Below are 23352 nucleotides of genomic sequence, written 5' to 3'. Positions count from 1 at the left end.
TAAATTAGTTCGGGAAAATAACCTCTTTGTCAGCCCGTTTCGCAAGTCCGGGGTTAAGGAAAAAGGTCCGAGCCGAATTATATAAACATATAAAAATAATCCATGCAAATGGATTATTTTTAAATTTGTGCTATAATATATTTAGAAAATTAAAGATGATTTTTAATTCTTAACCTTCACTAATATGTACAATATGATGTACAATTTTAACTACGGAGGCTGGGGTTGGGGGATAGGGCTTCTGGTGCCTTTAATGCTCTGGAGTCTTTTTTGGAAAGCTTGGGCTCTTTGGCTAGCCGCCCGCAAAGGCCAAAAAATTTGGTTTGGTGCTTTGCTCATATTTAACACCGTAGGTATTTTGGAGATTGTCTATATCTTTCTTTTTAGTGGAGAAAAGTTTGGACAAAAGAAAATGGAGTCACCCAAAAATACTCCGCCTTCTGCACCAATGAATTAGCCAATTAGTAAAAACAAAAACACCCCCGTTTGCGCAGGGGTGTTTTAAATTGGAAATTAAAAGGGATAGCGCTTATTTTTTCAAAGCATCTTTTAAGGTTTTACCGGCTTTGAATTTAGGCACAATCACGGAAGGAATTTGGATTTTTTCTGTTGGTTTTTGGGGATTGACACCAATGCGGCCGGCTCTTCTGCGAGCGGAAAAAGTACCAAAACCGGCAATGGTCACTTCGCCACCGGCTTTTAAAGTGTTAATGGTTGTGTCTACAAAAGTATCCACAAAACATTCTGCCTGTTTTTTAGTAACAGTGCATTTTTCTGTTATTAAATTGATGAGCTCTGCTTTATTCATAGTTTCTTTTTACCCGCCATCACGGGTTTAAATTAAAAATTAAATTTTGATGGTTTTTTGAATTAGTTTTATTTTTTTGGCGCGGCCGGTTTTTTCACTAATTTCCACATATAAAGCATTAACTACCGCTTCACTTAATTCCGGCCAGTCAAAGCTTTCTTTGGCATCTTCTAAAAATCTTTTTAAGATGATGTTTTTATCAACTCCTAAAACCGTATTCTTGGCTCCGCTCATGCCCACATCTGTAATGTAGCCTAAACCTTCATCTAAAATTTGGGCATCGGCGGTAGGGATGTGAGTGTGGGTGCCAAACAAAACGCTGGCGCGGCCGTCTAAGTGATAACCCATAGCCACTTGTTCCGAAGTGGCTTCGGTATGAAAATCCACAATTACTATTTGCGGTTTTTGATCTTGATATTTTTTAAGGGTTTCATCAAAAGTTTTAAAAGGATTGCTAATGGCAATGCCTTTTTCATTTAACTTTTCCCCAAGAAAGACTCTTCCTAATAAGTTTACCACAAGTACCCGTTTTTTGGCAACGGTTAGCATTTTTTCACCCTGGCCCAAAGGCACGGACATATTGGCCGGATGGATCAGTGGCGAGTCCTCACGTTCAAAAATTTTCGCCGCATCTGGTTTGGCAAAAATATGATCGCCACCGGTAAACACTTGCACACCGGCCTCTTCTAAAATAGCTAAAGTTTTAGGCGTGACTCCTGTGCCGTGAGCTAAATTTTCTACATTGGCGATGATAAGATGGGGATGAAACTGCTTTTTGAGCTTAGGCAAGATTTTTGCCACAGCTTGACGGCCTGTTTTGCCCACTATATCGCCAAAGATTAAAACTTTGAACATGAGAATTGGTTTTATTTCGCGTACTCAATTATTCTTTTTTCTCTAATCACAGTCACTTTAATTTCGCCCGGATATTGCAGTTCTTCTTCAATCTTTTTGGCAATGTCGCGCGCCAAATTATAGGATTTAGTGTCATCCATTTCTTCTGGTTTAACAAACACGCGCACTTCGCGTCCGGCTTGAATGGCATAAACTTTTTCTATGCCTTCAAAAGCACTGGCGGTTTTTTCCAATTCTTCTAGGCGATGAATATATTGTTCATAGGTATCTTTGCGTGCACCAATGCGAGCGCCGGAAATGGCGTCGGCGGATTTAACGATGCAAGCAATCAAAGTTTTGGGTTTGTCCTCATGATGACCCAGGGCGGCGTAGGCAATTTCTTCATCAAAATTAAATTTCTTTAAAATTTGATAACCAATTTCCGGGTGTCCGCCTTGTGTTTCATGATCTATGGCTTTGCCAATGTCATGAAAGAAACCAGCCTTTTTAGCCACAATGGCGTCAGCACCAAGTTCCTCGGCAATCATAGCGGAAAGGTAAGCCACTTCTAAAGAGTGATTTAAAATGTTTTGGCCAAAAGAGGTTCTGTATTTTAAACGACCAATGATTTGTACAAACTTGGGGTCAAGTCCAGTAAAGCCTAACTGATAAACTGCGGCTTCACCAGTTTTTTTAATATCGGTGGATAAATCAATTTTGGCTGATTCCACAAACTCTTCTATTCTGGCTGGTTGAATGCGGCCGTCGGCAATGAGTTTGCGCAAAGCCAAGGCGGCCACTTGGCGGCGGATAGGAGAGAATCCGGAAACAGTAATGGCATTGGGAGTGTCATCAATAATCAGTTCACAACCTGTCATTTTTTCTAAGGTTTTAATGTTGCGTCCTTCTTTGCCAATAATGCGTCCTTTCATTTCGTCATTAGGCAAGTCCACTACAGTGGAAGTTGTTTCGGCAGACTGGGGCGCGGCATAACGTTGAATGGCATCCACTACAATTTCCCGAGCTTTTTGTTCAAAAGCCTCGGAAGATTCTTGCTCCAATTTCATAATGCGGCCCATTAAATCATCTTTAATTTGGGCCTCCACTTTTTTAAATAATTCGTCGCGGGCTTCTTCGCGGCTTAGTTCCGCAATCTTTTGTAATTTGGAAATTTCTTCTTCTCTAATTGTTTGCACTTCGGCTTGAATCTGGTTGATCTTTTCTACTTTTTCTTGAATTTTTTGTTGTTTGTCCTGCAACTCCAAAAGTTTTTGATCAAACAAAGTTTCGCGTTTTTCCAAACGTTGTTGAATGACGCGCAATTCTTTGCGGCGATTTTCATCTTCGCGCTTGGAATCGTCAATCATTTGCAGGGCCTTTTCCTTGGCGCGGATAAGCATTTCCTGTTGTTTGGTTTTGGTCTCGGCGATAATTTTTTCCGCCTTGGCTTCTATGGAATCGGCTTGAGTTTTGGCAATTTGTTTGCGAACAAAATAGCCAATTATAAGACCGAGGAGAACACTGCCTCCCACGGTAATGATGGAAAGATAATCTTGCATAAATCTCTTTTTAAACCGTCCCCCAAAGGGCCTTGTTTAAGGAGATTTTAAAAGAGAAGCGGAATGATTAGCAAAAAATTGCCGCCTGATTTGCGGTTTGGAAGATAAACTTTTGAGTTTAATTTTCCAGAGTTTAGTTTCATAAGTGATAACAACCGATTCTGATTTGAGCTTGTTTTTAGGCTTTTACCAGTGATTTTAAGAAACAAGCTTGTTTATTCAGCCAATTTTAGACTAATTTTGCCGTCTGCTTTTAAAATCAAGACGAAATGATTAATTATGTTGTATAAGATTATTGTAGCAAACTTTAAGATTTTTGTCAATAACTACTTTATAATATCTTGACATAAAATGGTAAATTATGTCAAGATGACTTGTACTGCCTAAATTAGCTCAAGGTGAGTTAAAAGAGGCAGAGGTTCCTTAACTTTTTTGGGGAGGCACACATGTCCTTGCTCATTCTGGCAGTTCTCGCAGTGCTGGTGGGGGCTTTCGCTCCCAGATTGCTGAGAAACATCCACCAAGAGTATCGTGCATCTGTAGAAGAGGCCAACAAGACCAGGCGCAGGCGTGGAGAGGTGGAGAAGGATCTCCCTCCCGCAGAGCCGTCCTCCTTGCTTACGCGAGCCATTTCCATTACGGCTTTTGTTTTGGCCGGCTTCTTAGTTTTCATGACCAGCTTCACCTACATTGATACGGACAAGGTGGGGCATTTGAAGAGGATCTATGGTACGGACATGCCTACCGGCCGCGTCATTGCGACTGGTTGGCAAAAGGGGCCTCGCGCCGAGATCCTGCCTCCCGGATTCCAGTTCAGCTTCTTCCTCAAGGTGTTGAACGACATTGAAGAGCTGAACACGGTGGAAGTGGCAGCTGGCAAGTTGAGGGTTCTGACGGCCAAGGATGGTCGTGCCCTGCCCGATGGTCAGTATATGGCTGATGGCTGGCCGGAGAAGGAGTTTGAACAGTACCTGGATGCCCAGTACTTCATGGGTATTGATACTGAAAACGGCCTTCCGCGAGGATACAAGGGTCTTCAGTTGACTGTCCTCAAGCCCGGTACTTACCGTGTCAACAGGTACCTGTTTGATGTTGGAGATCCCGTGGACGAGACCGAGATTGATGCTGGTTTCGTTGGCGTGGTCAAGTCCAACGTGGGACAGAAGTACATTGGCGACCCCATTGTTCCCAAGTCTATTGTCGCTTCATATATTGAAGCGTCTAGACTTGAGATCGGTCAGAGGCGAATCAGACTGAATCAAATGTTGGAAGAGATTAACAAGCGGGAAGAAGAGGAAGCCGGGAAGTCCAAGCTGGTTCTCTCCAAGACCGCCATTGCCCCCACCGAGCAACCGGCCAAGGCCGAACTTGATGATAAGGCGCCGGTTGCCATTCCGACCTTCTTGTCGCTTGAAGGACCTGTGAGCAAGGACAAGATCAAGGCCGAACTGGACGGACTGAAGGCTGTTTCCGAGGAAGAAGCGCGCATCATGGCGCTCACCAATCTGTCCAATCCCTTGGTTCCGCAGGGCGATATTGGTGTCTGGGAAAGTGTACTTTTGCCCGGCAAGTATTACTTGAATCCCTTTGCGTACACGGTTACCAAGATCGACACCAGGGTACAAACTTGGCGGTACGAGGGTGGCTACATCCGCAGGACGTTCAACCTCACGGTGGACAAGGATGGATCCATCGTGCAGACCGTGTCGGAAGAGAAGGTTGACATTCCGGAGGGAGCGGCCGATGGAGCCATCAATCACAAGGTTGAAGGATGGGATGTCTGGCTCGATTCCCGAATCCTGGTTCAGGTTACGCCCGAGAACGCTCCCTTTGTGGTGGCGTATGTCGGGGATTTGAAGCAGGTGGAAGATCGCATAATCACTCCGCTCTACCGTTCGGTGTCGAGGAATATCCTGGGCAACCGCGACGTGAAGGTTTTGCAAGTGATCTATGAGCGGCAGAAGATGGAGGCTCTGGTTGAAGGAGGAGTCAAGCCGGAAGCTCTCAAGACCGGTCTCATCGCAAGGGATGTCCGTTTTGGTGATCCCTACGTTCCTCCCGAACTGCTCATCCCCGGCAAGCGCATGCAGCTTGCTCAGCAGATGAACGAAACCTTCCAGCAGGAGAAGATCGCACAGACTGCGCGTATCCAGGCTGAGAAGGAGAAGGCGGAAGCTGATCAGCAGGAGACGCTGATCGCTGCTCAGATCAAGAAGCAGGCTGATGAACAGCTTGGTTTGGGCGCCAAGGCGCGACTGGAAGCCGAGGCACAAGGCCAGCGTGCTCAGGTGGCCGTTCTTGGTCAGGATAAGACTCTTGAGTTGGCTCTTTTCCGTGAGCTCTTGACGGTGCTAAAGGACCATCCGGAGATGGTCAAACAGCCCGAAGTACTTGTGGAGGGGGGTGGCTCGGATTTTTCGTCCGCAGCGGCAATTCTGGGGCACAGCAACCTTTCCAAAGCTGTGGCTGGTGCGTTCGGCAAAAATTAACTCTTTCCCCCAAGCAGTTTATCTGTAAAGGGTAGAGCGCTGAGCACAACAACTAAGCGCTAACGCCGGCAATCAAAGAAATGTCACAACGACAAATCTGCGATTGCCGGTTTTTTTATTGCATCTAATTTTTATATCTTCTTTCGCTTCCAACAATTGCGTCCAAAAAATCATTCACTTTTGTCTTGTCTCCCTCCTTGACCAAACAGGCCAAATAGGCTAAACTGAAAACAGTTGATATTTAAATTTAACCCTAGGGAGTCGCATCATGTCAGAAGCTTTGGGTAAGTCGGTTTTGGCGATTGGTTTCTTTCGCAATTCTCTTTTGCATCCTATGGCTTGCGCTTGCTGTCCAGGCTGTATGCCCAGCAAAGCCCAAGTCCTTGGTACAATGATGTTCTTGCGACTCCAAGGTGATGCCACTTTTACTGGACACGGCCAGGATATTTTGGGTATTTCCCAAATTACAGGAAGAATCATTAGGGGCGAGGGTGATTCTTTGCGAGTGACTTTGGAAAAAAAGTATTTGGAACCTCACTGTGCCAGTACCCGGCCAATCCAATATACTTTTACCAGCTATGAGGGGTGGAAAGAATTTCAGCAACTTTATCACCTAAGGTATCTTGGTCTTTGCGGTCAGTATACTTTGGTGGACGGCGATTCCGATATTGCCAGCTTGGTTCTTTTTGATCATCTTCCTGATCTTTTCTATTTTGCCAACAAGGCCGCCCAGATTTTGGGTCTTAGCGAAGAAGCCGTAAAGGTTGAGGAAGCCAACAGTTTTTCTCTGTTGGATAAATTGCGCGAGATTTTGGGTTTGAAAGAAACGACTGAACCTTTGGCAGAGTCGCCAACTGAGATAGCTTTGGAATGTCCGCCAGAACATCCACAAGGATATTTTGACGGACAGGCCGCTCCTCAGCCGAAAGATGTGGCCAGATAGATTTAAAATTCAAGTCTTTTAAAATCAGCAACCAACCAGCAGGCACCCAACGCCTGCTTTTTTTAAAAAAATTATCTCTTTTCTTAAATCTGAATTTCCTGTAAGATTGTAAGGGCCCAAAAAGATTCCTAACAGGTCCCTGGCTAAAATATTTTTAAAATTTCCGCTCACTACATTTATGAAAATTATTTTTTTAGGCACCAATGGCTGGTGCCCCACTGGCACCGGTCAGAATTTAAGCATTTTAATTGATGCCGCCGAAGGATATTTTATCTTGGATGCTGGCAGTGGGTTTTTTAAAGCCCAACAATATATTACCAACCCAAATAAACCGGTGCGTCTTTTTTTAAGCCACTTTCATTTGGATCATGTTTTTGGTTTGCACACTTTGCCGGCTTTTGATTTTAAAAATGGCCTTACCATTTATGGCCAGCCCGGCACCAAGGAAATTTTAAACATTGTTTGTAACCATCCTTTTGCTGCACCTTTTGAATTTTTGCCTTATCCGGTGAGCGTAGAAGAGTTGCTACCGGGCGCGCAAAATCTGCCCTTTTTAAAAGAGGCTAGTTATTTGGTGCATGCCGATCCTTGTTTTGGTTATCGATTTTTGCTGGAAGGAAAGGCAATTACTTTTTGTACTGATACCGGAGTTTGCGACAGTTTTAAAAAGTTAGCGCAAAAGGCTGATGTTTTAATTTCCGAATGTTCCACTCTTAACACGCCCAATCCGGCTTGGCCCCATTTGAATCCGGAATTGGCGGCGCAGTTGGCGCAGGAAGCCAAGGTAAAGCAGTTATACTTAGTGCATTTTGGGCCCGATTCCTTTACTACTTTGGAGTCTCGCGCCTTGGCCGAAGAGCGGGCCAGAAAAATCTTTCCTGCTACCACTGCCGCCCATGATGATTTAATTGTAGAAATTTAATTTTAAAATTATGCGCCACATACCTCTTGCCCTTACTTATGATGATGTTTTAATCCGTCCCAAAAAAACTTCTATGCTCTCCAGGAGCGAAGCCATTACCAAAACTAAACTCACTAAAAAAATCAGTTTGAATATTCCGGTGGTGACAGCCAATATGGACACCGTCACCGAGTCGAAAATGGCTATTGCCGTGGCGCGTCTTGGAGGCATCGGCATTATCCATCGTTTTATGACAGTGGAAGAAAATGCGCAGGAAATTAAAAGAGTAAAACGCGCGCAAAATTTTATCATTGAAGATCCCTACATTATTGATCCGTTTAGAACCATTAAAGAAGCCAAAGAATTTAGCGCGGAAAAAGGCATCAGCGGTTTATTGGTAGCCAATGGCGATAAAAAATTAAAAGGCGTTTTATCTCGCCGCGATTTGAATTTAGCGCATGATGACAGCCAGTTGGTTTATGAAATTATGACTGGCCGGGACAAATTAATTGTAGGCAACAAAAACACCACTTTTGATGAGGCTAGGGAACTACTTAGGGTTAATAGAATTGAAAAATTGCCTTTGGTAGATGAAAATGATTGTATTGTAGGACTCATTACCGGCGCGGATATTGGGCACTTAACCAATTATCCTTTGGCTAACACTGATGAAAAGGGCCAATTAATTGTGGGTGGAGCTATTGGCGTGCGCGGTGATTATTTGGAACGCGCCAAGGCTTTGGTAGAGGCCGGAGCTGATGTTTTGGTAATTGATATTGCTCATGGACATTCAGAAATGATGTTTAATGCCATTAAAAAAGTGCGGGAAGTGGTGCCAGAGGTGGAATTGATAGCTGGCAACATTGCCACAGCCGAGGCGGCTAGAGATTTATGCGAATGGGGAGTGGACGCGGTAAAAGTGGGTGTAGGTCCGGGCGCGGCTTGCATTACCCGCCTTGTGGCCGGTGCTGGAGTGCCGCAATTAACTGCCATTCTGGAAGCGGCGGAAGTGGCTAAAAAATTTGGCGTGCCGGTGATTGCCGATGGCGGTATTCAAAAATCCGCGGATATTGTGAAGGCTTTGGGTGCTGGCGCCGACAGCGTAATGATTGGCAGTTTGTTTGCCGGAACCGATGAGTCTCCGGGAATTTTAATGAATAGGGGAGGCAAAAAATACAAAGTGTATCGTGGTTCGGCTTCTTTTGCCGTAGCCCAGCGCCGTAAGACTGTTAATCAAGAAAAAAAGGATTTAAATGAAGTAGTGCCAGAAGGCGTGGAATCTATTATTCCTTATAAAGGACCGGTTGATGAGTTATTAGGACAACTTGTTGGAGGATTAAAATCCGGCATGAGCTATACTAATTCTCGCACGGTAGGGGAATTACAGATGAACACAGAATTTGTTCAAATCACCAACGCTGGATTGCAGGAAAGTGGCCCACATGATTTGCAAGAGGTGAAATAAGAACTGATATGGCGCTTGTGCCTTGCGTCGCTCGCCCCAGATGCAAATAAATTTGCGCCTGTAGGCTTGCTAAGAATTAAAAAAAGGCGTGTGCTTTCCAGTCCTGTTAGGGGCCGGTTAACACACGCCTTACGTTTAGGGTTAGCTTAGGTTAAGAATCAATCCACCCTTTGAGATTGGTTCTTTTGTTCAAGGGTTGCCGAGACTCTAAGGTTACTGGTGCGCCTGCTCGGCGAGTCCCCGGATGACCGAGGCCAGCAGATCAACGTCTTGGTAGTTGTTGTAGATGTGGAACGAGGCTCGCACCGCCCCGTTGTTGCCCAAGCCCAGGCGCTTGAAGATGGGCCAGGCGCAGAACCGGCCTACGCGCACCGCCACCCCGTACTCGTCCAGCTCCGCCATGATCTCGTCGTTCTTGACGCCGTCCACGGTGAAGGAGACGAGTGAACCGGTTCTGTGCTCTCCCGGGCCGGGTCCGTAGACCTTTACGCCCGGAATGGCCTTGAGCTTGTTCCAGGCGTAGGTGCCCACGGTCCTGACGTGCTCCTCAACCCGCTCCATGCCGATGCTCTTGAGGTAGTCGCAGGCCGCCGCGAGCGTCACCGCTCCGGCGATGTTGGGCGTACCGGCTTCCAGCAGGCTGGGCATGGGTTTGAAGGCCGAGTTCTCCAGGGTGACGTCCGTGATCATGTCACCGCCCCCAAAGAAGGGGGAGATCTCGCTCCAGCGGCTGGGACGCACGTAGAGGCCGCCGATGCCGGTCGGCCCCAGCATCTTGTGGCCGGAGAAGACGAAGAAGTCGCACCCGATGTCCTCCACGTCCACGGGCAGATGGGGGGCGGACTGCGCCCCGTCCACCAGCACGGCCACGCCGAACTGATGCGCGAGAGACGTGATCTCCTTGACGGGGTTCTTCACCCCGGTCACGTTGGAGACGTGGGTCACGGCCACCAGCTTCACCTGTCCCTCGCCGGCCGTGAGCTTGGCCTTCAGATCCTCCATGTCCAGCACCCCGCGGTCGTCCACCTTGACGGCCGCGGTCTTGATGTCGCGGCGCTTGCCCAGCAGGTGCCAAGGGACGATGTTGGCGTGGTGCTCCATCTCCGTGAAGAGCACGATGTCGCCGTCCTGGAGGTTGCCCTCGGCCCAGGCGTGGGCCACGATGTTCGTGCCCATGGTGGTGCCGCTGGTGAAGACGAGGGACCGGGGATCGCCGGCCCCGATGAACGCGGCCACCGTGACCCTCGCGGCCTCGTACATCTCCGTGGCCTTGCGGGCCAGCCGGTAGGCACCGCGGTGGATGTTGGCGTTGGAGGCGCAGTAGAACTGCTCCTCCGCCTTGATCACCGCCTCGGGCTTCTGCGACGATGCCCCGCTGTCCAGGTAGGTCAGGAAAACACCTTCGTCTCCCCTGGGTTCTCTCAGGATTGGGAAATCGCCCTTGATGTTGAGGAGCTTCGTCATCTCGTCGCCCTCCTTGTGGTGGCCATTATGGCCCTGTTAAAGATCGCCAAATTAAATGCAATCACCAGAAAACTCATTCTGGCAACTGCTTATTATATCACTTTTTAGCCTTTTTGTCAACCCCAGCCCTCCGTACACTCAATTAAGCCAAAATAAAAATAAGCCTATTTTTGCTGAAATAAGCTTATTTTAATTTATCAAACTTTTAGCTCCCGCTTTCTGTTTTGTCCAAGCCCAGTAATTCTTTTAAAGTAGGTACTTCTGCTTCTAACCAAAATTTCTTTTGGGGATCATCAATTTCTTCCTTAAAAATTTCCGGATGAGTTGATTTTAAGACTTGAAAGGCTCTGATGGTGGCATAAACTCTTTTATTCGGTGTATCTAATAATCTTTCCAAGTTATAATACAAAGCATTTTGGTATCTTAAATCCGCCAATTTTTGGGCATCTATTTCTGCGGCAATGGCATAAATAGCTTCCGGTCCTTCCAATCTGGATAAATAAGAAATAGGGTCTTTAAAAATCATAGCCTGGGCATCAACAAAATTAAAATCATCAATGTTAGGCACATTATCTAAAGGAGAGCCTTCTAATAATTTTGTGGAGCCGTCATATTCAATAGTGTAATTTGCGCCATTAGGATATTCCACATTATCGCCGCCCAAAGCTTGGTTGGTAGGGTTGATTTTTTTATGTGGCAACTGTGAAGTAATAAAATCAACATAGCCTTGGTTGTAATTAGCTGTAATTCCATCTGTTTGCGCCACCTTGCCTCTTCCGCTAGGTACGCTATTTTTAAAAGTGATGAAAATTTCTTTGCCAGGAGCCAACAAAATACGCACTTTGTAAGGATTAATTTCTTCTATTTTGGCGCCGTGATGCATTTCCTGCAACTCTTTAACAAATTGGGCCACCGCCTTGTCTTCTTTAAAGATGGATTTCATTCTTAATTCAAAATCAAAAGCAAAATTTCTGGCTTAATTCAAAATCAAAAGCAAAATTTCTGGCTAAAAATTCAGTAAGGATGTGATGCATATTAGCCATGGGCAAATGATGCAGGTGAGCCTCATCCAAACTGAGTTTTAAAACAAATTTAGCTTTGGGTAATTTGGACGCTTCACGATCTTGAAAATTTTTTTCCAGTTCATCAAAAAATTCCGCAGCTCCTTTTTGTTCTCCGGCCCAGAAACTGTTGGTGATTAGATGAATGTTGGTGGCGTGGGTTTCCCTGATTACTTTAAAAGTGGTGTCGCGTTCTTCCAAGGGTTCACCGCCACCGCTTAAGGCTACCACGTCCGCTTTCATGTCGTTGGTAAATTGTATAGCTTTGTCGGCTTGTTCGGAAGTTAATCTATTCCCTAAGGCACCACGCAATCTTTCTGTTGATTTAGGAGCGCCGAACATACAATGAGAACAACCTAAGGGACAAAGCCGAGTGGGCCAAATGTAAACAAGGCCGCCTTGAAAATTAGGAGTTTTTAATAAATTTTGGCTAAGCAAAAAAGCCCTGGCCACGTTGGGGTTTTTAAAAAGTTCAACCAAGTTTTTGGGGAGATTTTCCGGAGATATGGATTTTTCTATATTTAAAGCTCCAATCGGCCAGTAAAGTTGCTGTTCTAATTTTTTGCCGGTGCGCATCCAAGTGGGGACGTAAAGTGAATCCACTTCTTTTTCTATCAGCTCCACTGGTCTCAATGTTTCCGGATTTTTTAATTCTTTCAACTCGGGAAATCTTTTTTCTGAAACTTCGGCGGGTGGTAAGGGTGCTTTGGCTGTTTCTGCCATATATTTAAATAATATTAATTTTAGTAGTCTTGAATTAAATATTAGCTTTTTTCTTTAAAAAAGTCAAAAGCCTGCAGGCGGTCTCTATGGTCGGTTATCTGTCTGCAATTTGACCCTTTGTTAAAATAAGAGTATATTTAAGATACTAATTATAAGTTATGAATGTTTCGGAACTAGCCAGACAACTTAAAACTTCCCCTCAAGAATTGTATGATACTTTGCCGCAATTCGGTTTTGACATTGGCCGTCGCGCCATTAAAGTTGATAATCGTGTAGCCAGTCAAATTGTTGCCGCCTGGCCCAAGATTAGGAGAAAAATTCAAGAAAATCAGTTTATTAAAGACCAAGCTAAAACCGCGGAAGTGGCTACCGAAGGGGCGGAGGCGGAAAAGAAAACAATCCAATTACCTCAAGCTATCACCGTGCGTGATTTTGCCGTTAAGTTGAATTTGCCCGTCACCAATGTTATTCGCGAACTAATTAAAAATGGTATTTTGGCTTCCATGAATGAACGCATTGATTATGATACTGCCAATATTATCGCGCAGGATTTTGGTTTTGAAGTGACGCCAGAAGAAAAAAAAGAAGAGACGATAGAAAATGGAGAATCGTTAGATCGTTTAAAGAATATTTTAGAAAGTGAAAAAGAAGAGGATCTGGAACCACGTCCGCCAGTAGTGGTGGTGATGGGTCATGTTGATCATGGCAAAACCAAACTTTTGGATGCTATCAGAAGTACCAATGTAGTAGCCGGTGAGGCTGGCGGAATTACTCAGCACATTGGCGCTTATCAAGTAAAAGTGCCTTTTACTACCGAGGCTGGAGAAAAAGTTTTAAGACAAATGACTTTTATTGATACCCCGGGACACGAAGCTTTTACTGTTATGCGCAGCCGCGGCGCTAAAGTGGCTGACGTAGCCATTTTGGTAGTGGCCGCCGATGATGGTGTGCAACCGCAAACCAAAGAAGCCATTAAAATTATTGAAGCGGCTAAGTTGCCTTTCATCGTGGCTTTAAACAAAATTGATAAGCCCGAGGCAGATTTGGACAGAGTTAAAACTCAACTATCAGAATTGGGCGTGCAACCAGAAGAATGGGGTGGTAAGGTTGTAATGGTTCCTGTTTCAGCTAAGGCTAATTTGCATATAGATAAATTATTGGAAATGGTTTTATTGGTGGCGGATTTAGATAAATCCAAAATTACCGCTAATCCTAAACGGCTCGCCGTTGGAACAATTGTGGAATCCCATATAGATCCCAAGGCTGGCCCAGTGGCTACACTTTTGGTGCAAAGCGGTACTTTAAAAGTAGGCGATGAATTGGCAATCAATTTTGCTTGGTATGGACGTATTAAGGCCCTAAAGGATTGGAAAGGTGAAATGGTCAAAACTGCTCCGCCTTCTACTCCGGTACAAATTTTGGGTTTTAAAATTGCTCCGGCTGTGGGGGACGTTCTAGAGGTTCCCAAAGATATTAAAGGTTTGGAGAAAAAAATTAAACCCACTTATTTGGTGCAAGAAAAAAATATCATCACTGCTACAACCAGCGCCGGTATTGGCGGTGAAGAAGGCCTAGAAAAAAAGAAGTACGCCATTATTTTGCGGGTGGATGTTTTGGGATCTTTGGAAGCTATTTTGGGAGCCTTGCAAAGAATGGTTCATCCAGAAGTAGAAGTAGAGGTGGTGGCCAAGGGATTGGGTTCTATTACCGAGGCAGAGGTTTTACGTGCCGAGGCTTCCAGCGCTCATATTTTAGGGTTTCATGTTCCCATTATTCCGGCGGCTGAATTATTAGCTAAACAAAAAAAGGTTACTATTAAACATTATAAAATTATTTACGATTTGTTAGGTGATGTTAAAAAAGAATTGGAAAAATTATTGCCGCCGGAAGTAATAGTGCACGAAATTGGTAAAATGGAAATTTTGGCGATTTTTAGAACCGAAAAAAAATACCAAATTGTAGGCGGACGCGTGATTGATGGCCAAGCGGAAAATAATGTGAAAGTACGCATTTTTCGTCAGGGAGAAATTATTGGTAATGGAGAGGTGACGGAATTGCAGGCCGGCAAACAAAAAGTTAAAGATATTATGACCGGACAAGAATGCGGCTTGCAAATTGAAACCAAAGAAAAAATAGAAGCAGGGGATAAATTAGAATTGTATCGCGAAGAAATTAAAATTAAAAAATTAGGATTCTAAAAATTAAAATTTAATTATTTTTTTATGCTAGAACTAAATAAAGATAATTTTAAAAAAGAAGTTTTAGATTTTACCGCCACAGTGTTGGTAGATTTTTTTGCTCCCTGGTGCGGACCTTGCAAAATGATGTTGCCTGTCGTAGAAGAAATCTCCAAAGAAATAGAGGGCAGTGCCGCAATGAAAATTGCCAAAGTTAATGTTGATGAAAATTCCGAATTGGCCGAAGAATACGGCATCATGAGTATTCCTTGTTTTGTTTTGTTTAAAGGAGGCAAGGAAGTGGAAAGAGTAATGGGCGCCCAAGCCAAAGCAGCTCTTTTAGAGTTGTTGAAAAAATAATTTGTAAAAAATCAAATAATTTTAAAGACGTGTAAAATATGTCAGTTTTTAAATCTGCTTTGGAACAGTTAAAAACCGCGGCTGAGGCTATAAATCTTGACCCGGGAGTTTGGGAAATTTTAAAAAAACCTCAGCGCATCATAGAATTATCTTTGCCTCTTAAAAAAGATGATGGAACTGTGGAAGTCTTTGAGGCCTATCGCGTGCAATACAACAATGCTCGCGGTCCTTTTAAAGGTGGAATTCGTTTTCATCCACAAGCCAACTTGGATGAGGTTAAAGCCTTGGCTTTTTGGATGACCATAAAATGCGCGGTGGCGGATTTGCCATACGGTGGCGGTAAGGGCGGCATTAAATTAGATCCTAAAACTTTGTCCGAACATGAATTGGAACATTTGACCAGAAGTTACACCAGAGCCTTGCGCGCTGATATTGGTCCTAAAACAGATATTCCTGCGCCGGACGTTAACACCAATGCCAAGATTATGGGTTGGATTGTTGATGAATTTGGCAATCTCTCCGGTGAATTCAAACCGGCGGTAGTGACCGGCAAGCCTTTGGCTTTGGGCGGATCCGAAGGCAGGGAAAGGGCAACCGGTACCGGTGGTTTTTATGTTTTAGCTGAAATTTTAAAAAAATTAAAAAAAGATCCTAAAAAAACTAAGGTGATTATTCAAGGACTAGGTAATGTTGGTTATTGGTTTGCCAAAGAAGCGGAAAAAGCCGGTTTAAAAATTGTTGGCGTGGCCGATTCTCAGGGTGGAATTTATGATAAGCGCGGCCTGGGTATGAATTTAGATAAAATCATGGAAACAAAAAAGAACAAAGGCTTATTAGCGGGTTGTTATTGCAGTGGTTCGGTTTGTGATTGTTCTAATTTTCAAGGAATGAGCAATGCTAAATTATTGGAAATGCCTTGCGATGTTTTGGTTCCGGCCGCTTTGGAAAATCAAATTACTAAAGAAAATGCCGGCAGAATCAAAGCTCCAATTATTTTGGAGCTGGCTAACGGCCCGATCACTTTTGAGGCTGATGAAAAATTGAATAAAAAAGGTGTTTTGGTAATTCCCGATGTTTTGGCTAATTCCGGCGGCGTGGTGGGTAGCTATATGGAATGGGTGCAAAATTTGTATGGCTATTCTTGGACAGAAGACGAAGTAATTTCTAGGATGAAAGATAAATTGCACAGCGCTTTGGAGGGTATTTGGCAAATGCATTTAGAAAAGAAACTACCTTTGCGTACCACTGCTTTTGCTGTGGCTTTAAAGAGGTTGGCGGAATCATTAAAAGGCAGGGGAACTGTTTAATATTTAATTGATGACATAAAAATCAGCCCTTGTTTGGGCTGGTTTTATGTTTTATCTGGGACGACCACAGGGGACTTGACAAAAGTTAAAATTTGTGATACAATAATACGTTTCCTAAAAAATATAATTTTAAGCTTAAATTAGTGGCAAATAATGTTTTGATATCTACCTTCGTTTGTTTAGATATCCAAATTATATTCGCCGCTATGGTTAGTGAAAAACCGTGGTTGCGTGCTCGTTGACAATTCAACACATCAACAAAAAGGAGGAAGAAATGCACTGCCTTAAGCAACAGACGGTGGGAGCTGAACCCACCTCGCAAAAATAAATCAGCAACCCTGCTAATTCAATTGCCGGAATTAGCAAGGGGGTAGTATGCAGTGCCTGAAGTCTTTATATCAAAATTTGATATAAAGACACTAATAAAACTAAATTTTTGTTAAGTTTAAAAATCAACCTTCCCGGCGTTGGCAATGACGCGGGGTTGGTTGTGGGGCGGTAACGCGTCCTGTGGTGCACCACGCGACCATGGGGGTGGCCACCCCTAGGTTAAAACGTTTGCCAGCAGGTTGGTCTGACCCTGTTGGTAGTTCTTCTTTCTCCCCTGGAGTCTTCCTGAAAGGGACTGACTGGGAAGGGGGAGAAACAGACTCTTGCGGAAAGGACCGGGCATGCCTTCTGCAAGATCTACCTGTGTGGCAGGAAAGGAACAGATTGGGTCCTTCTACTACACCTCCAATTCTAAAGAGGCTCGAGGGTCTCTAGGAGTTGGAAATCATCAAGCCGGCCTGGGCGGTGATGGTCGCAAGTTTACAGATATTTGCTGTCTGTTTTCTTGCTGGTAAAGGTAACCTAGCCCCGGTGGCTAGGCAATTGTAAAGAGCGGTTGGCGACCGCGGCTGTAGCAAATGCAGTTATGGCCTGAGGCTGTGAAAGGTTGAATTGAAGGGTTGAAAAATCCGCAGATCAGCAACCGGGATCAGCTAAAGGTTTTAGCCTTGGGTGAACCTAGATAGCGGGTATAAGCTTGCCTAGATGGTGATACCAGTCTAAGCCACTGGAATTTTAGCAAGGACTCACTTCGGTGAGTGTAAATCCTTAACTAATTAACTAGTGGAGATAAAACTGGAATAGCCATTGAAAAGAAAAATTCTGGACAAAAATCCAATCCGGGCGAATGGGTGTGGCCGGTATAAGGAAAACCTCCGGAATTATTCTGGTGACCCTGCTGTGACAAAACCCAAAAATCCCACTCTCGCAAGGAGGAGAACATGAGGAACGGACAAGTGGTCTACCTCTTTGGAGAGGTAGCCCGTACTGCCCAGGTTTTGGGCGGTAAGGGAGCGGGTCTTGCGGAAATGGTGCGCCTTGGCGTGCCGGTTCCGCCCGGGTTCACGGTGACGACGACTGTTGCCCGCGCTTTTGGCGAGCACGGTGGTTTTCCTGCCCGGTTCGCCGGGCAGCTTCAAAGAGGTGTAAAGGCGCTGGAAGCACGGACCGGGAAGCGGTTTGGGGGCAACTCCTCTCCGCTTCTCGTGTCCGTGCGTTCGGGCGCGGCCAAGTCCATGCCCGGTATGATGGACACGGTGCTCAATCTTGGTCTGAATCCTAAGACCGTTAAGGGTCTGGCCAAGGATACCGGCTCAAAGCGTTTCGCCTTGGATACTTACCGGAGGTTTCTAAGCCTTTTCGGTGACGTGGTCCTGGGTATTGATCGTCAGCGCTTTGAGAAAATCCTCACCAAGGCCAAGCGCAAGCAAGGCATAACTGAGGACAGCAAGCTGACCATTAAGTCGCTGGAAGAGCTTTGCGAGAATTATCGCGAGCTTATCTCCAGTGCGACTAAGCGTTCGGTGCCGGACGATGTTTGGCAGCAGCTACAGATGGCGATCACGGCCGTGTTTCTCTCTTGGGATAGCGAGCGCGCCAAGGCTTACCGCCAGGCGCACGAGATTCCCGAATGGTGGGGAACGGCGGTCAATGTGCAGGCCATGGTTTTTGGCAACCGTGGCAACGACTCTGGCACAGGGGTCGTTTTTAGCCGCGATGTCTCCACTGGCAACCCTGAGCTTTACGGCGAGTTCTTGGTTAATGCCCAGGGTGAGGACGTGGTGGCCGGGATCCGCACCCCGTTGCCAATTGCTAAGATGAAGGAGTGGAACTCCCACCTCTTCATCGAACTCCAGCAGATTGTGCGGAAGCTGGAGGCCCATTTGAAAGACGCGGTGGACGTGGAGTTCACCGTGGAAAACGGCCGTCTTTACATCCTGCAGTATCGGGCAGCTAAGCGCACCCCCGAAGCTGCGGTCATTATTGCCACTCACATGGTTTGGGAGAGGCTGTTGACCAAGGATGAAGCTTTGCGGCGGGTTACTGCAGAGCAGATAGAGGCGGTGAGCCGTCAGGTGTTCAAGCCAGAGGCCTTGGCGAGGGCGGCGCAAGCCAAACTTTTAGCCAAGGGTCTGCCGGCTTCGCCTGGTGCGGTCGTGGGCACAGTTGCCTTGAGTTCTGCTGAAGCCATTGAGTTGGCAAACAACGGAGTCAAGGTGATCCTGGTGCGCGACGAGACATCACCAGCGGATCTTCCCGGACTGCTCATTTCTGCCGCCGTGGTAACTAAGGTTGGCGGAGCAACATCGCACGCGGCTGTCGTAGCCAGAAGCTTTGGCAAGCCGGCGGTGGTCGGCGTCCAAGATCTTTTGGTGAAGCAAGGACAGATCATTTCGGTAGACGGAGCAACCGGAATGGTTATGAATGGCGTGGTGGAAATGGCTAATCCAGTGCCCAAGAAGGAAACCAACATCTTCTTGCGCTGGATGGAAAAGAGCAACTTGTATTGGCCAAAGCCCCGCCTTGATCCCGCGTACATTGAGAGCCGTGTCTCCGTCAATACCACTCTCAATGACTTTTACCTGGTGGACGCCATGACCCAAGCGTCCAAGGGAACAGCGTTGGAATCTGCCGTTGCCAGCTTGCGTCGGCGGATCCATATTGAAACGGCCGAGCGTTTTGTGGCCTACCTGGCCATGGCCGTTGGTGCCGAATCGCGGCATTATTCTCCGCAAAAAAAGGATGATGAATTCGCCGATGAAAGCAAAGTGACAGCTGCCTCACCGGCCTACTTTATCCTTAGGGCTAAGTATCATCTTCCGAACGACTACTGGGGCACTAGTCCCAGTAACAGAGAGAATACCCAGAAGATTCTGAAAGAGGCCTTAAAGAAGATGGACTTGGCCGAGGCAATTGAATTCTTCCGCCTTAACGCCGAAGCCTTTGAAAAGGGAAAATGGCGCGGCTATAGCTTTGGCGGTCCCAAGTGGGCTGTTATTGCTACGGCCGGCCTTTTGTTCCTCAGTGGCAAGCTGAATCACTCTGCTTTTGCCGATCACGTTTTTGATCTTCAGCACAACACGGGCAATGTCTTTGACAAGCACGAGATGTTGTCCGGAGACAGATACGAGGTTCAAGAGCAGTTGGAGATTAAGAAGAACGCTACGAGCATTGCTTCTCTCTACGAAGGTTTGGCTCGGTGGGAATTTAGTAAAGAAGTTCAGGAGTTGTTTGAAAGGGGTAAAAATCTTGGCCTTTGGAAGACTAAGATTTTACAAAAAGCAGCTTAGGCAGGCTGCCGAAAGGAGGGGATGATGATAGAGCAAGGAGGAAAGGGCGGCCTGCCAACTGGACATGGCCGTAAGGGTTCTGACCAAGCCTGGGATTGGACCGAGAAGGGCTTTGTCCCAGCAAGCGGTGGTTCTGCCAAAAAATTGAAGATTAAAAAAGATAGCCACCCTGCACACCGCGGTAAGAAGGCGGTGCAGGTTGGCCCTTACCAGATCTATCCGGGCGGGACACGGTATCTGAAAGAAGGGGATTTTGACGGGTTTGATGTCTTGATACCCCTGGATGATACTCGGGCGATCCGTTTGGAACTGGGGCAGACAGTTCAGGTCTTGGGTTGCCCTTGGCCTGACTTTAGTCCACCACCGGATGGCTTTGAAGAGTTCTTGCTTGACAAAGTCATTCCGTTGTTGCAGGCTGGTAAAAAGGTGATGGTGTACTGCATCGGCTCTCACGGGCGAACAGGGACGTTCCTAGCGTCTCTCATCGCTTTGTTGGAGAACAGGGAGCAGACTCCGGATCCAATCTCTGCCGCTCGTAAGCGTCATTGCCACAAGTCGGTGGAAACGCTGGAGCAAGCGGAAGCGATTTTCGCTCTGCGGGGAGAAGATCTTCCCGAGAGCTACTCGAACGATCCTTCTTTGAGGGATTACTCCCTTGGCATCACCAACTACGGAACCGGGGGAAAGAGTGGCGTTTACTACTTGGAGGATTTGGCAGACGACAGCTTTAATCCTCCGGGATCATCGCGCTATGGTTATTTGGATCAAGCACGTTTGCCTGGTGGAAGCCAGGGGACGTTTGGAGCATTCGGTTCGGGTACGGGTGTAAAGGAAAGTTTCCCAACTGATAAGGAGCTAAAGTAGGCTCCGAGGAGGCAACAATGGCGTGCGGAGAGACCCCCACCACCGGCGCGGCGCCCCAGAAGAAGGCGCCGAAGGAGAACCCCATGGACATGAGCAAGGCGTTCAAGGCGCTCGGCTTCCCGGACTGGCCACTGAAGGTGGTCAAGAAGGACGGCAAGAAGGTCAACCCGTTCTTCATGGGCGGGACCGAGAGCACTGGGCAGTACCTGGTGCTGGCGGTGACCCCCAAGGGCAGGATCGGAGTGCGAGACCTGGGGCACCAGGTGCGCGTGCGGGTGGAGCCGGCCAAGGGCGTGGACCTCAAGTCCAGCTTCCCGGCCAAGTACGACTGGAAGCAGCCGGGGCAGGACGACCAGCCGCGTTACTCCAAGGTGCTGACCACGGCCGCCGAGGTCAAGATGGTGCTGGTGCGCGCGGTCAAGGCGCTCGGCATCCAGGCCGGTGAGAAGGGCGTGCTGGTCAACGACGCGGCGCCGAGCTGGTTCCACGAGGCCACGGGCTACACCCCGCCGCCCAAGCCGGAGCCCGCCGCCCCGACCCAGCCCGCGGACGAGGGCAAGAAGGCGCCGGCCAAGCCCAAGGCCGGGAAGAAGGCCAAGGCCGCCCCGAAGAAGAAGGCCGCCGCGGCCTAGTCGTAGCAGGGCTACGACATCTACAATCTAACGGTTTCTGCTTTAACCATCCCCAAAAGGGTAAATGAAAGCTCCATAGGCGGAGGTCAGCCAAATAAAGTGGCCGTAAAACCGTACGGTCAAGAGGATTGCCAGTCTAAGGATAACTCCAAAGACAAAGCACGAACCTCCGAGGACACGAGTTAACGCTTGTGTCCTCTTTTTTTATTCCTCAAATTTGTTATAATTTCAGTATCTATATTTATGTGGCTTTTAATTTCCCTAATAGGCTATTTTTTAAATGCTCTCTCCGCTGTGGTAGATAAAATTTTGATTTCCAAAAAAATTTCCAACCCCGCGGTATATGTTTTTTATATTTCTTTATTGGGACTCTTTGGTCTGGTGCTGGCGCCTTGGGGTTTGGCTTTAATAAGTTGGTGGAATTTATTTGTTTCTTTAATTGCCGGCATCTCTTTTGCTTTGGCGTTACTTTATCTTTTTAAATCTTTAAAAATTTCTGAATCCTCACGCATCACGCCTTTTATTGGCGGCTTTTCTCCGATTTTTGTTTTTATTTTTTCTTTTTTTATATTGAATGAAAGGTTGAACCCTAAACAAATTATGGCTTTTGTTGTGATTATTTTAGGCACAGTTTTAATTTCTTTGGGCAAAACCGGAAAATCTAATTCTCGCCGCGTTTATTGGTTGGCTCTTTTTTCCGCTTTCTTTTTTGGCTTGTCTTATGCTTTAACCAAGTATCTCTTTAATAATTTATCTTTTGTCAATGCTTTTGTTTGGCTGCGCTTAACCACTTTTGTCGGGGCTTTATTTTTATTACTTAGCGCTCAAAACCGACATGATATTTTTCATCAAGATAAAAAAATAGCGCGTCAATCAGGTTTTTTATTTTTGTTTGGCCAGGTTGCCGGAGCGGCCAGTTTTTTGCTTATCAATTATGCTATTTCACTCGCCAGTGTCACTTTGGTTAATGCCTTGCAGGGTTTGCAATATGCTTTTTTGCTTGTTTTAGTTTTAATTTTATTTAAATGGCGCCCCAATCTTTTGGAAGAAAAAATAAAAGGTTGGGTTTTAGTGCAAAAGATTTTGGCGATTATTTTAATTGGCTGGGGTTTGTTTTTATTAGTATGAAGAAATTTTTATTTTTGATTTTAATAATTATTATAGTTTTGGGGGCAATTTTGTGGTTTTGGAATTTTGGTAAAAATCAATCAATGGAGTTTGGAGTCACTTTTAGCAAGCCCCAGGCCGAGTATTTAGGTTTGGATTGGCAGAAAACTTACACTCAAATTTTAGATGATTTGGGTGCGCGCCGTTTGCGTTTGTTAGCTTATTGGCCAGAAATTGAAAAAGAAGAGGGGCGGTATGATTTTGGCAGTTTGGATTGGCAAATTAAGGAAGCTAAAAAAAGACAAGCTAGAATCATTTTAGTTATTGGTCGGCGTTTGCCTCATTGGCCCGAATGTCATGTGCCAGAATGGGCAAACAAATATCCAGAAAATCAGCTGCAAGAAAAAATTTTGAGATTGGAAAAAGAAATCATCAATAGGTACAAAAAAGAAAGCTCTATTATAATGTGGCAAGTAGATAATGAACCGCTGGTAAATTGGTTTGGTACTTGTCCACCGCCTGATCCCGTTTTTGTTAAAAGTGAAATTGCGTTTGTCAAAGCCAATGATTTTAGACCAATCTTAATTACCGATAGTGGGGAATTATCTTTTTGGTGGAGGGCGGCGCATTTGGGCGGAGATTTTTTTGGTACCACTATGTATAGGGTGGTGTGGAACAGTTTGTTTAATAATTATTTTGAATATAAATATCTGGTTCCGCCGGCGTTTTATAATTTAAAAGCGCGTGTGAATGGTCTTTATCCCGCTAGTGTCATAATTGCAGAGTTGCAAGCCGAACCCTGGTTAAGAGAGGATATTAGCAAGGTTTCTTTGGTGGAACAGCGTCGCTCTATGAATGCTTTAAAATTGGAACAGACGGCTAGTTTTGCCAGGCGCACGGGTTTTGGTCAGGCCTATTTTTGGGGTGTGGAATACTGGTATTGGTTAAAGGAAAAAAAGAGTGATGATTCTATGTGGTGGACAGCCAAACAAATTTTTAAAGAGGAGTTGTCTAAATAGGTACAATTTTGTTAAGATT

General features: G+C 45.8%; 19 protein-coding genes. 13 read left to right on the top strand and 6 right to left on the bottom strand.

Features of this window, described 5'->3' with window-relative positions:
* The first annotated feature begins 196 nt into the window (after positions 1 to 196).
* Positions 197 to 457 carry a hypothetical protein gene (locus A2294_03810; protein OGH85725.1) on the top strand — a complete coding sequence of 87 codons (261 nt, stop codon included), beginning with the start codon at positions 197 to 199 and terminating at the stop codon, positions 455 to 457.
* Between the two features lie 72 nt (positions 458 to 529).
* Here the strand turns inward: A2294_03810 and A2294_03805 are convergent, their stop codons facing one another.
* From A2294_03805 to A2294_03795, 3 genes are read right to left on the bottom strand one after another with little or no spacing between them, the layout of a single operon-like run.
* Positions 530 to 808: a hypothetical protein gene (locus tag A2294_03805; GenBank protein OGH85724.1), complete on the bottom strand. Its 279-nt coding sequence runs from the start codon at positions 806 to 808 to the stop codon at positions 530 to 532.
* A 39-nt stretch (positions 809 to 847) separates the two neighbouring features.
* Positions 848 to 1663 (bottom strand): hypothetical protein, encoded by an 816-nt coding sequence (locus tag A2294_03800; protein ID OGH85723.1) that lies wholly within the window; start codon positions 1661 to 1663, stop codon positions 848 to 850.
* An 11-nt stretch (positions 1664 to 1674) separates the two neighbouring features.
* Complete coding sequence (locus A2294_03795; protein OGH85722.1) at positions 1675 to 3201, bottom strand: ribonuclease Y; 1527 nt, start codon at positions 3199 to 3201, stop codon at positions 1675 to 1677.
* Between the two features lie 446 nt (positions 3202 to 3647).
* Here A2294_03795 and A2294_03790 point away from each other — a divergent pair, with 446 nt between their 5' ends.
* The 4 genes from A2294_03790 (at position 3648) to A2294_03775 (ending at position 8999) form a co-directional block, all read left to right on the top strand.
* Positions 3648 to 5690, top strand: coding sequence for a hypothetical protein (locus A2294_03790; protein ID OGH85721.1), 2043 nt, complete (start codon positions 3648 to 3650; stop codon positions 5688 to 5690).
* Positions 5691 to 5958: 268 nt separating this feature from the next.
* On the top strand, positions 5959 to 6633 hold the full coding sequence (locus A2294_03785) for a hypothetical protein (GenBank protein ID OGH85720.1): 675 nt from the start codon (positions 5959 to 5961) through the stop codon (positions 6631 to 6633).
* 178 nt (positions 6634 to 6811) lie between these two features.
* Positions 6812 to 7555 carry a hypothetical protein gene (locus A2294_03780; protein OGH85719.1) on the top strand — a complete coding sequence of 248 codons (744 nt, stop codon included), beginning with the start codon at positions 6812 to 6814 and terminating at the stop codon, positions 7553 to 7555.
* A 10-nt stretch (positions 7556 to 7565) separates the two neighbouring features.
* A complete protein-coding gene (locus tag A2294_03775; protein ID OGH85718.1) occupies positions 7566 to 8999 on the top strand; it encodes an IMP dehydrogenase in 1434 nt (477 codons plus the stop codon).
* A gap of 213 nt (positions 9000 to 9212) precedes the next feature.
* Here the strand turns inward: A2294_03775 and A2294_03770 are convergent, their stop codons facing one another.
* The 3 genes from A2294_03770 to A2294_03760 all read right to left on the bottom strand — a co-directional run bounded on the left by A2294_03770 (position 9213) and on the right by A2294_03760 (position 12247).
* Complete coding sequence (locus A2294_03770; protein ID OGH85717.1) at positions 9213 to 10463, bottom strand: hypothetical protein; 1251 nt, start codon at positions 10461 to 10463, stop codon at positions 9213 to 9215.
* A gap of 205 nt (positions 10464 to 10668) precedes the next feature.
* Positions 10669 to 11406: a hypothetical protein gene (locus tag A2294_03765; GenBank protein ID OGH85716.1), complete on the bottom strand. Its 738-nt coding sequence runs from the start codon at positions 11404 to 11406 to the stop codon at positions 10669 to 10671.
* A 13-nt stretch (positions 11407 to 11419) separates the two neighbouring features.
* Entirely contained in the window at positions 11420 to 12247 is an 828-nt protein-coding gene (locus A2294_03760; protein ID OGH85715.1) for a hypothetical protein, read from the bottom strand.
* Between the two features lie 362 nt (positions 12248 to 12609).
* Between A2294_03760 and A2294_03755 the strand changes: the two genes are divergently transcribed.
* The 8 genes from A2294_03755 (at position 12610) to A2294_03720 (ending at position 23333) form a co-directional block, all read left to right on the top strand.
* A complete protein-coding gene (locus A2294_03755; protein ID OGH85744.1) occupies positions 12610 to 14445 on the top strand; it encodes a translation initiation factor IF-2 in 1836 nt (611 codons plus the stop codon).
* A gap of 24 nt (positions 14446 to 14469) precedes the next feature.
* Positions 14470 to 14784 (top strand): thioredoxin, encoded by a 315-nt coding sequence (locus tag A2294_03750; protein OGH85714.1) that lies wholly within the window; start codon positions 14470 to 14472, stop codon positions 14782 to 14784.
* 38 nt (positions 14785 to 14822) lie between these two features.
* The gene (locus tag A2294_03745) at positions 14823 to 16091 is read left to right on the top strand and encodes a hypothetical protein (protein OGH85713.1); all 1269 of its coding nucleotides are present in this window, start codon (positions 14823 to 14825) and stop codon (positions 16089 to 16091) included.
* Positions 16092 to 17362: 1271 nt separating this feature from the next.
* Positions 17363 to 19711, top strand: a complete 2349-nt coding sequence (locus A2294_03740) for a hypothetical protein (protein ID OGH85712.1) — start codon at positions 17363 to 17365, stop codon at positions 19709 to 19711.
* A 24-nt stretch (positions 19712 to 19735) separates the two neighbouring features.
* A complete protein-coding gene (locus A2294_03735) occupies positions 19736 to 20575 on the top strand; it encodes a hypothetical protein (protein OGH85711.1) in 840 nt (279 codons plus the stop codon).
* A 176-nt stretch (positions 20576 to 20751) separates the two neighbouring features.
* Positions 20752 to 21207: a hypothetical protein gene (locus tag A2294_03730; GenBank protein ID OGH85710.1), complete on the top strand. Its 456-nt coding sequence runs from the start codon at positions 20752 to 20754 to the stop codon at positions 21205 to 21207.
* Between the two features lie 243 nt (positions 21208 to 21450).
* Positions 21451 to 22335 carry a hypothetical protein gene (locus A2294_03725; GenBank protein OGH85709.1) on the top strand — a complete coding sequence of 295 codons (885 nt, stop codon included), beginning with the start codon at positions 21451 to 21453 and terminating at the stop codon, positions 22333 to 22335.
* Positions 22332 to 23333 (top strand): hypothetical protein, encoded by a 1002-nt coding sequence (locus A2294_03720; protein ID OGH85708.1) that lies wholly within the window; start codon positions 22332 to 22334, stop codon positions 23331 to 23333. The genes A2294_03725 and A2294_03720 overlap by 4 nt, the downstream gene beginning before the upstream one ends.
* Positions 23334 to 23352: the final 19 nt, after the last annotated feature.

This window comes from Candidatus Magasanikbacteria bacterium RIFOXYB2_FULL_38_10 (assembly GCA_001783145.1).
Classification (GTDB): Bacteria; Patescibacteriota; Patescibacteriia; order Magasanikbacterales; family UBA10003; genus GWC2-40-17.
The sequence above is the reverse complement of the archived record's forward strand: the minus strand, read 5'-3'. Positions and strand labels throughout refer to the sequence as shown.

Coding starts and splice junctions, on each gene's coding strand:
- A2294_03810 (OGH85725.1), top strand. CDS start 197: ATGTACAATTTTAACTACGGAGGCTGGGGTTGGGGGATAGGGCTTCTG.
- A2294_03805 (OGH85724.1), bottom strand. CDS start 808: ATGAATAAAGCAGAGCTCATCAATTTAATAACAGAAAAATGCACTGTT.
- A2294_03800 (OGH85723.1), bottom strand. CDS start 1,663: ATGTTCAAAGTTTTAATCTTTGGCGATATAGTGGGCAAAACAGGCCGT.
- A2294_03795 (OGH85722.1), bottom strand. CDS start 3,201: ATGCAAGATTATCTTTCCATCATTACCGTGGGAGGCAGTGTTCTCCTC.
- A2294_03790 (OGH85721.1), top strand. CDS start 3,648: ATGTCCTTGCTCATTCTGGCAGTTCTCGCAGTGCTGGTGGGGGCTTTC.
- A2294_03785 (OGH85720.1), top strand. CDS start 5,959: ATGTCAGAAGCTTTGGGTAAGTCGGTTTTGGCGATTGGTTTCTTTCGC.
- A2294_03780 (OGH85719.1), top strand. CDS start 6,812: ATGAAAATTATTTTTTTAGGCACCAATGGCTGGTGCCCCACTGGCACC.
- A2294_03775 (OGH85718.1), top strand. CDS start 7,566: ATGCGCCACATACCTCTTGCCCTTACTTATGATGATGTTTTAATCCGT.
- A2294_03770 (OGH85717.1), bottom strand. CDS start 10,463: ATGACGAAGCTCCTCAACATCAAGGGCGATTTCCCAATCCTGAGAGAA.
- A2294_03765 (OGH85716.1), bottom strand. CDS start 11,406: ATGAAATCCATCTTTAAAGAAGACAAGGCGGTGGCCCAATTTGTTAAA.
- A2294_03760 (OGH85715.1), bottom strand. CDS start 12,247: ATGGCAGAAACAGCCAAAGCACCCTTACCACCCGCCGAAGTTTCAGAA.
- A2294_03750 (OGH85714.1), top strand. CDS start 14,470: ATGCTAGAACTAAATAAAGATAATTTTAAAAAAGAAGTTTTAGATTTT.
- A2294_03745 (OGH85713.1), top strand. CDS start 14,823: ATGTCAGTTTTTAAATCTGCTTTGGAACAGTTAAAAACCGCGGCTGAG.
- A2294_03740 (OGH85712.1), top strand. CDS start 17,363: ATGAGGAACGGACAAGTGGTCTACCTCTTTGGAGAGGTAGCCCGTACT.
- A2294_03735 (OGH85711.1), top strand. CDS start 19,736: ATGATAGAGCAAGGAGGAAAGGGCGGCCTGCCAACTGGACATGGCCGT.
- A2294_03730 (OGH85710.1), top strand. CDS start 20,752: ATGGGCGGGACCGAGAGCACTGGGCAGTACCTGGTGCTGGCGGTGACC.
- A2294_03725 (OGH85709.1), top strand. CDS start 21,451: ATGTGGCTTTTAATTTCCCTAATAGGCTATTTTTTAAATGCTCTCTCC.
- A2294_03720 (OGH85708.1), top strand. CDS start 22,332: ATGAAGAAATTTTTATTTTTGATTTTAATAATTATTATAGTTTTGGGG.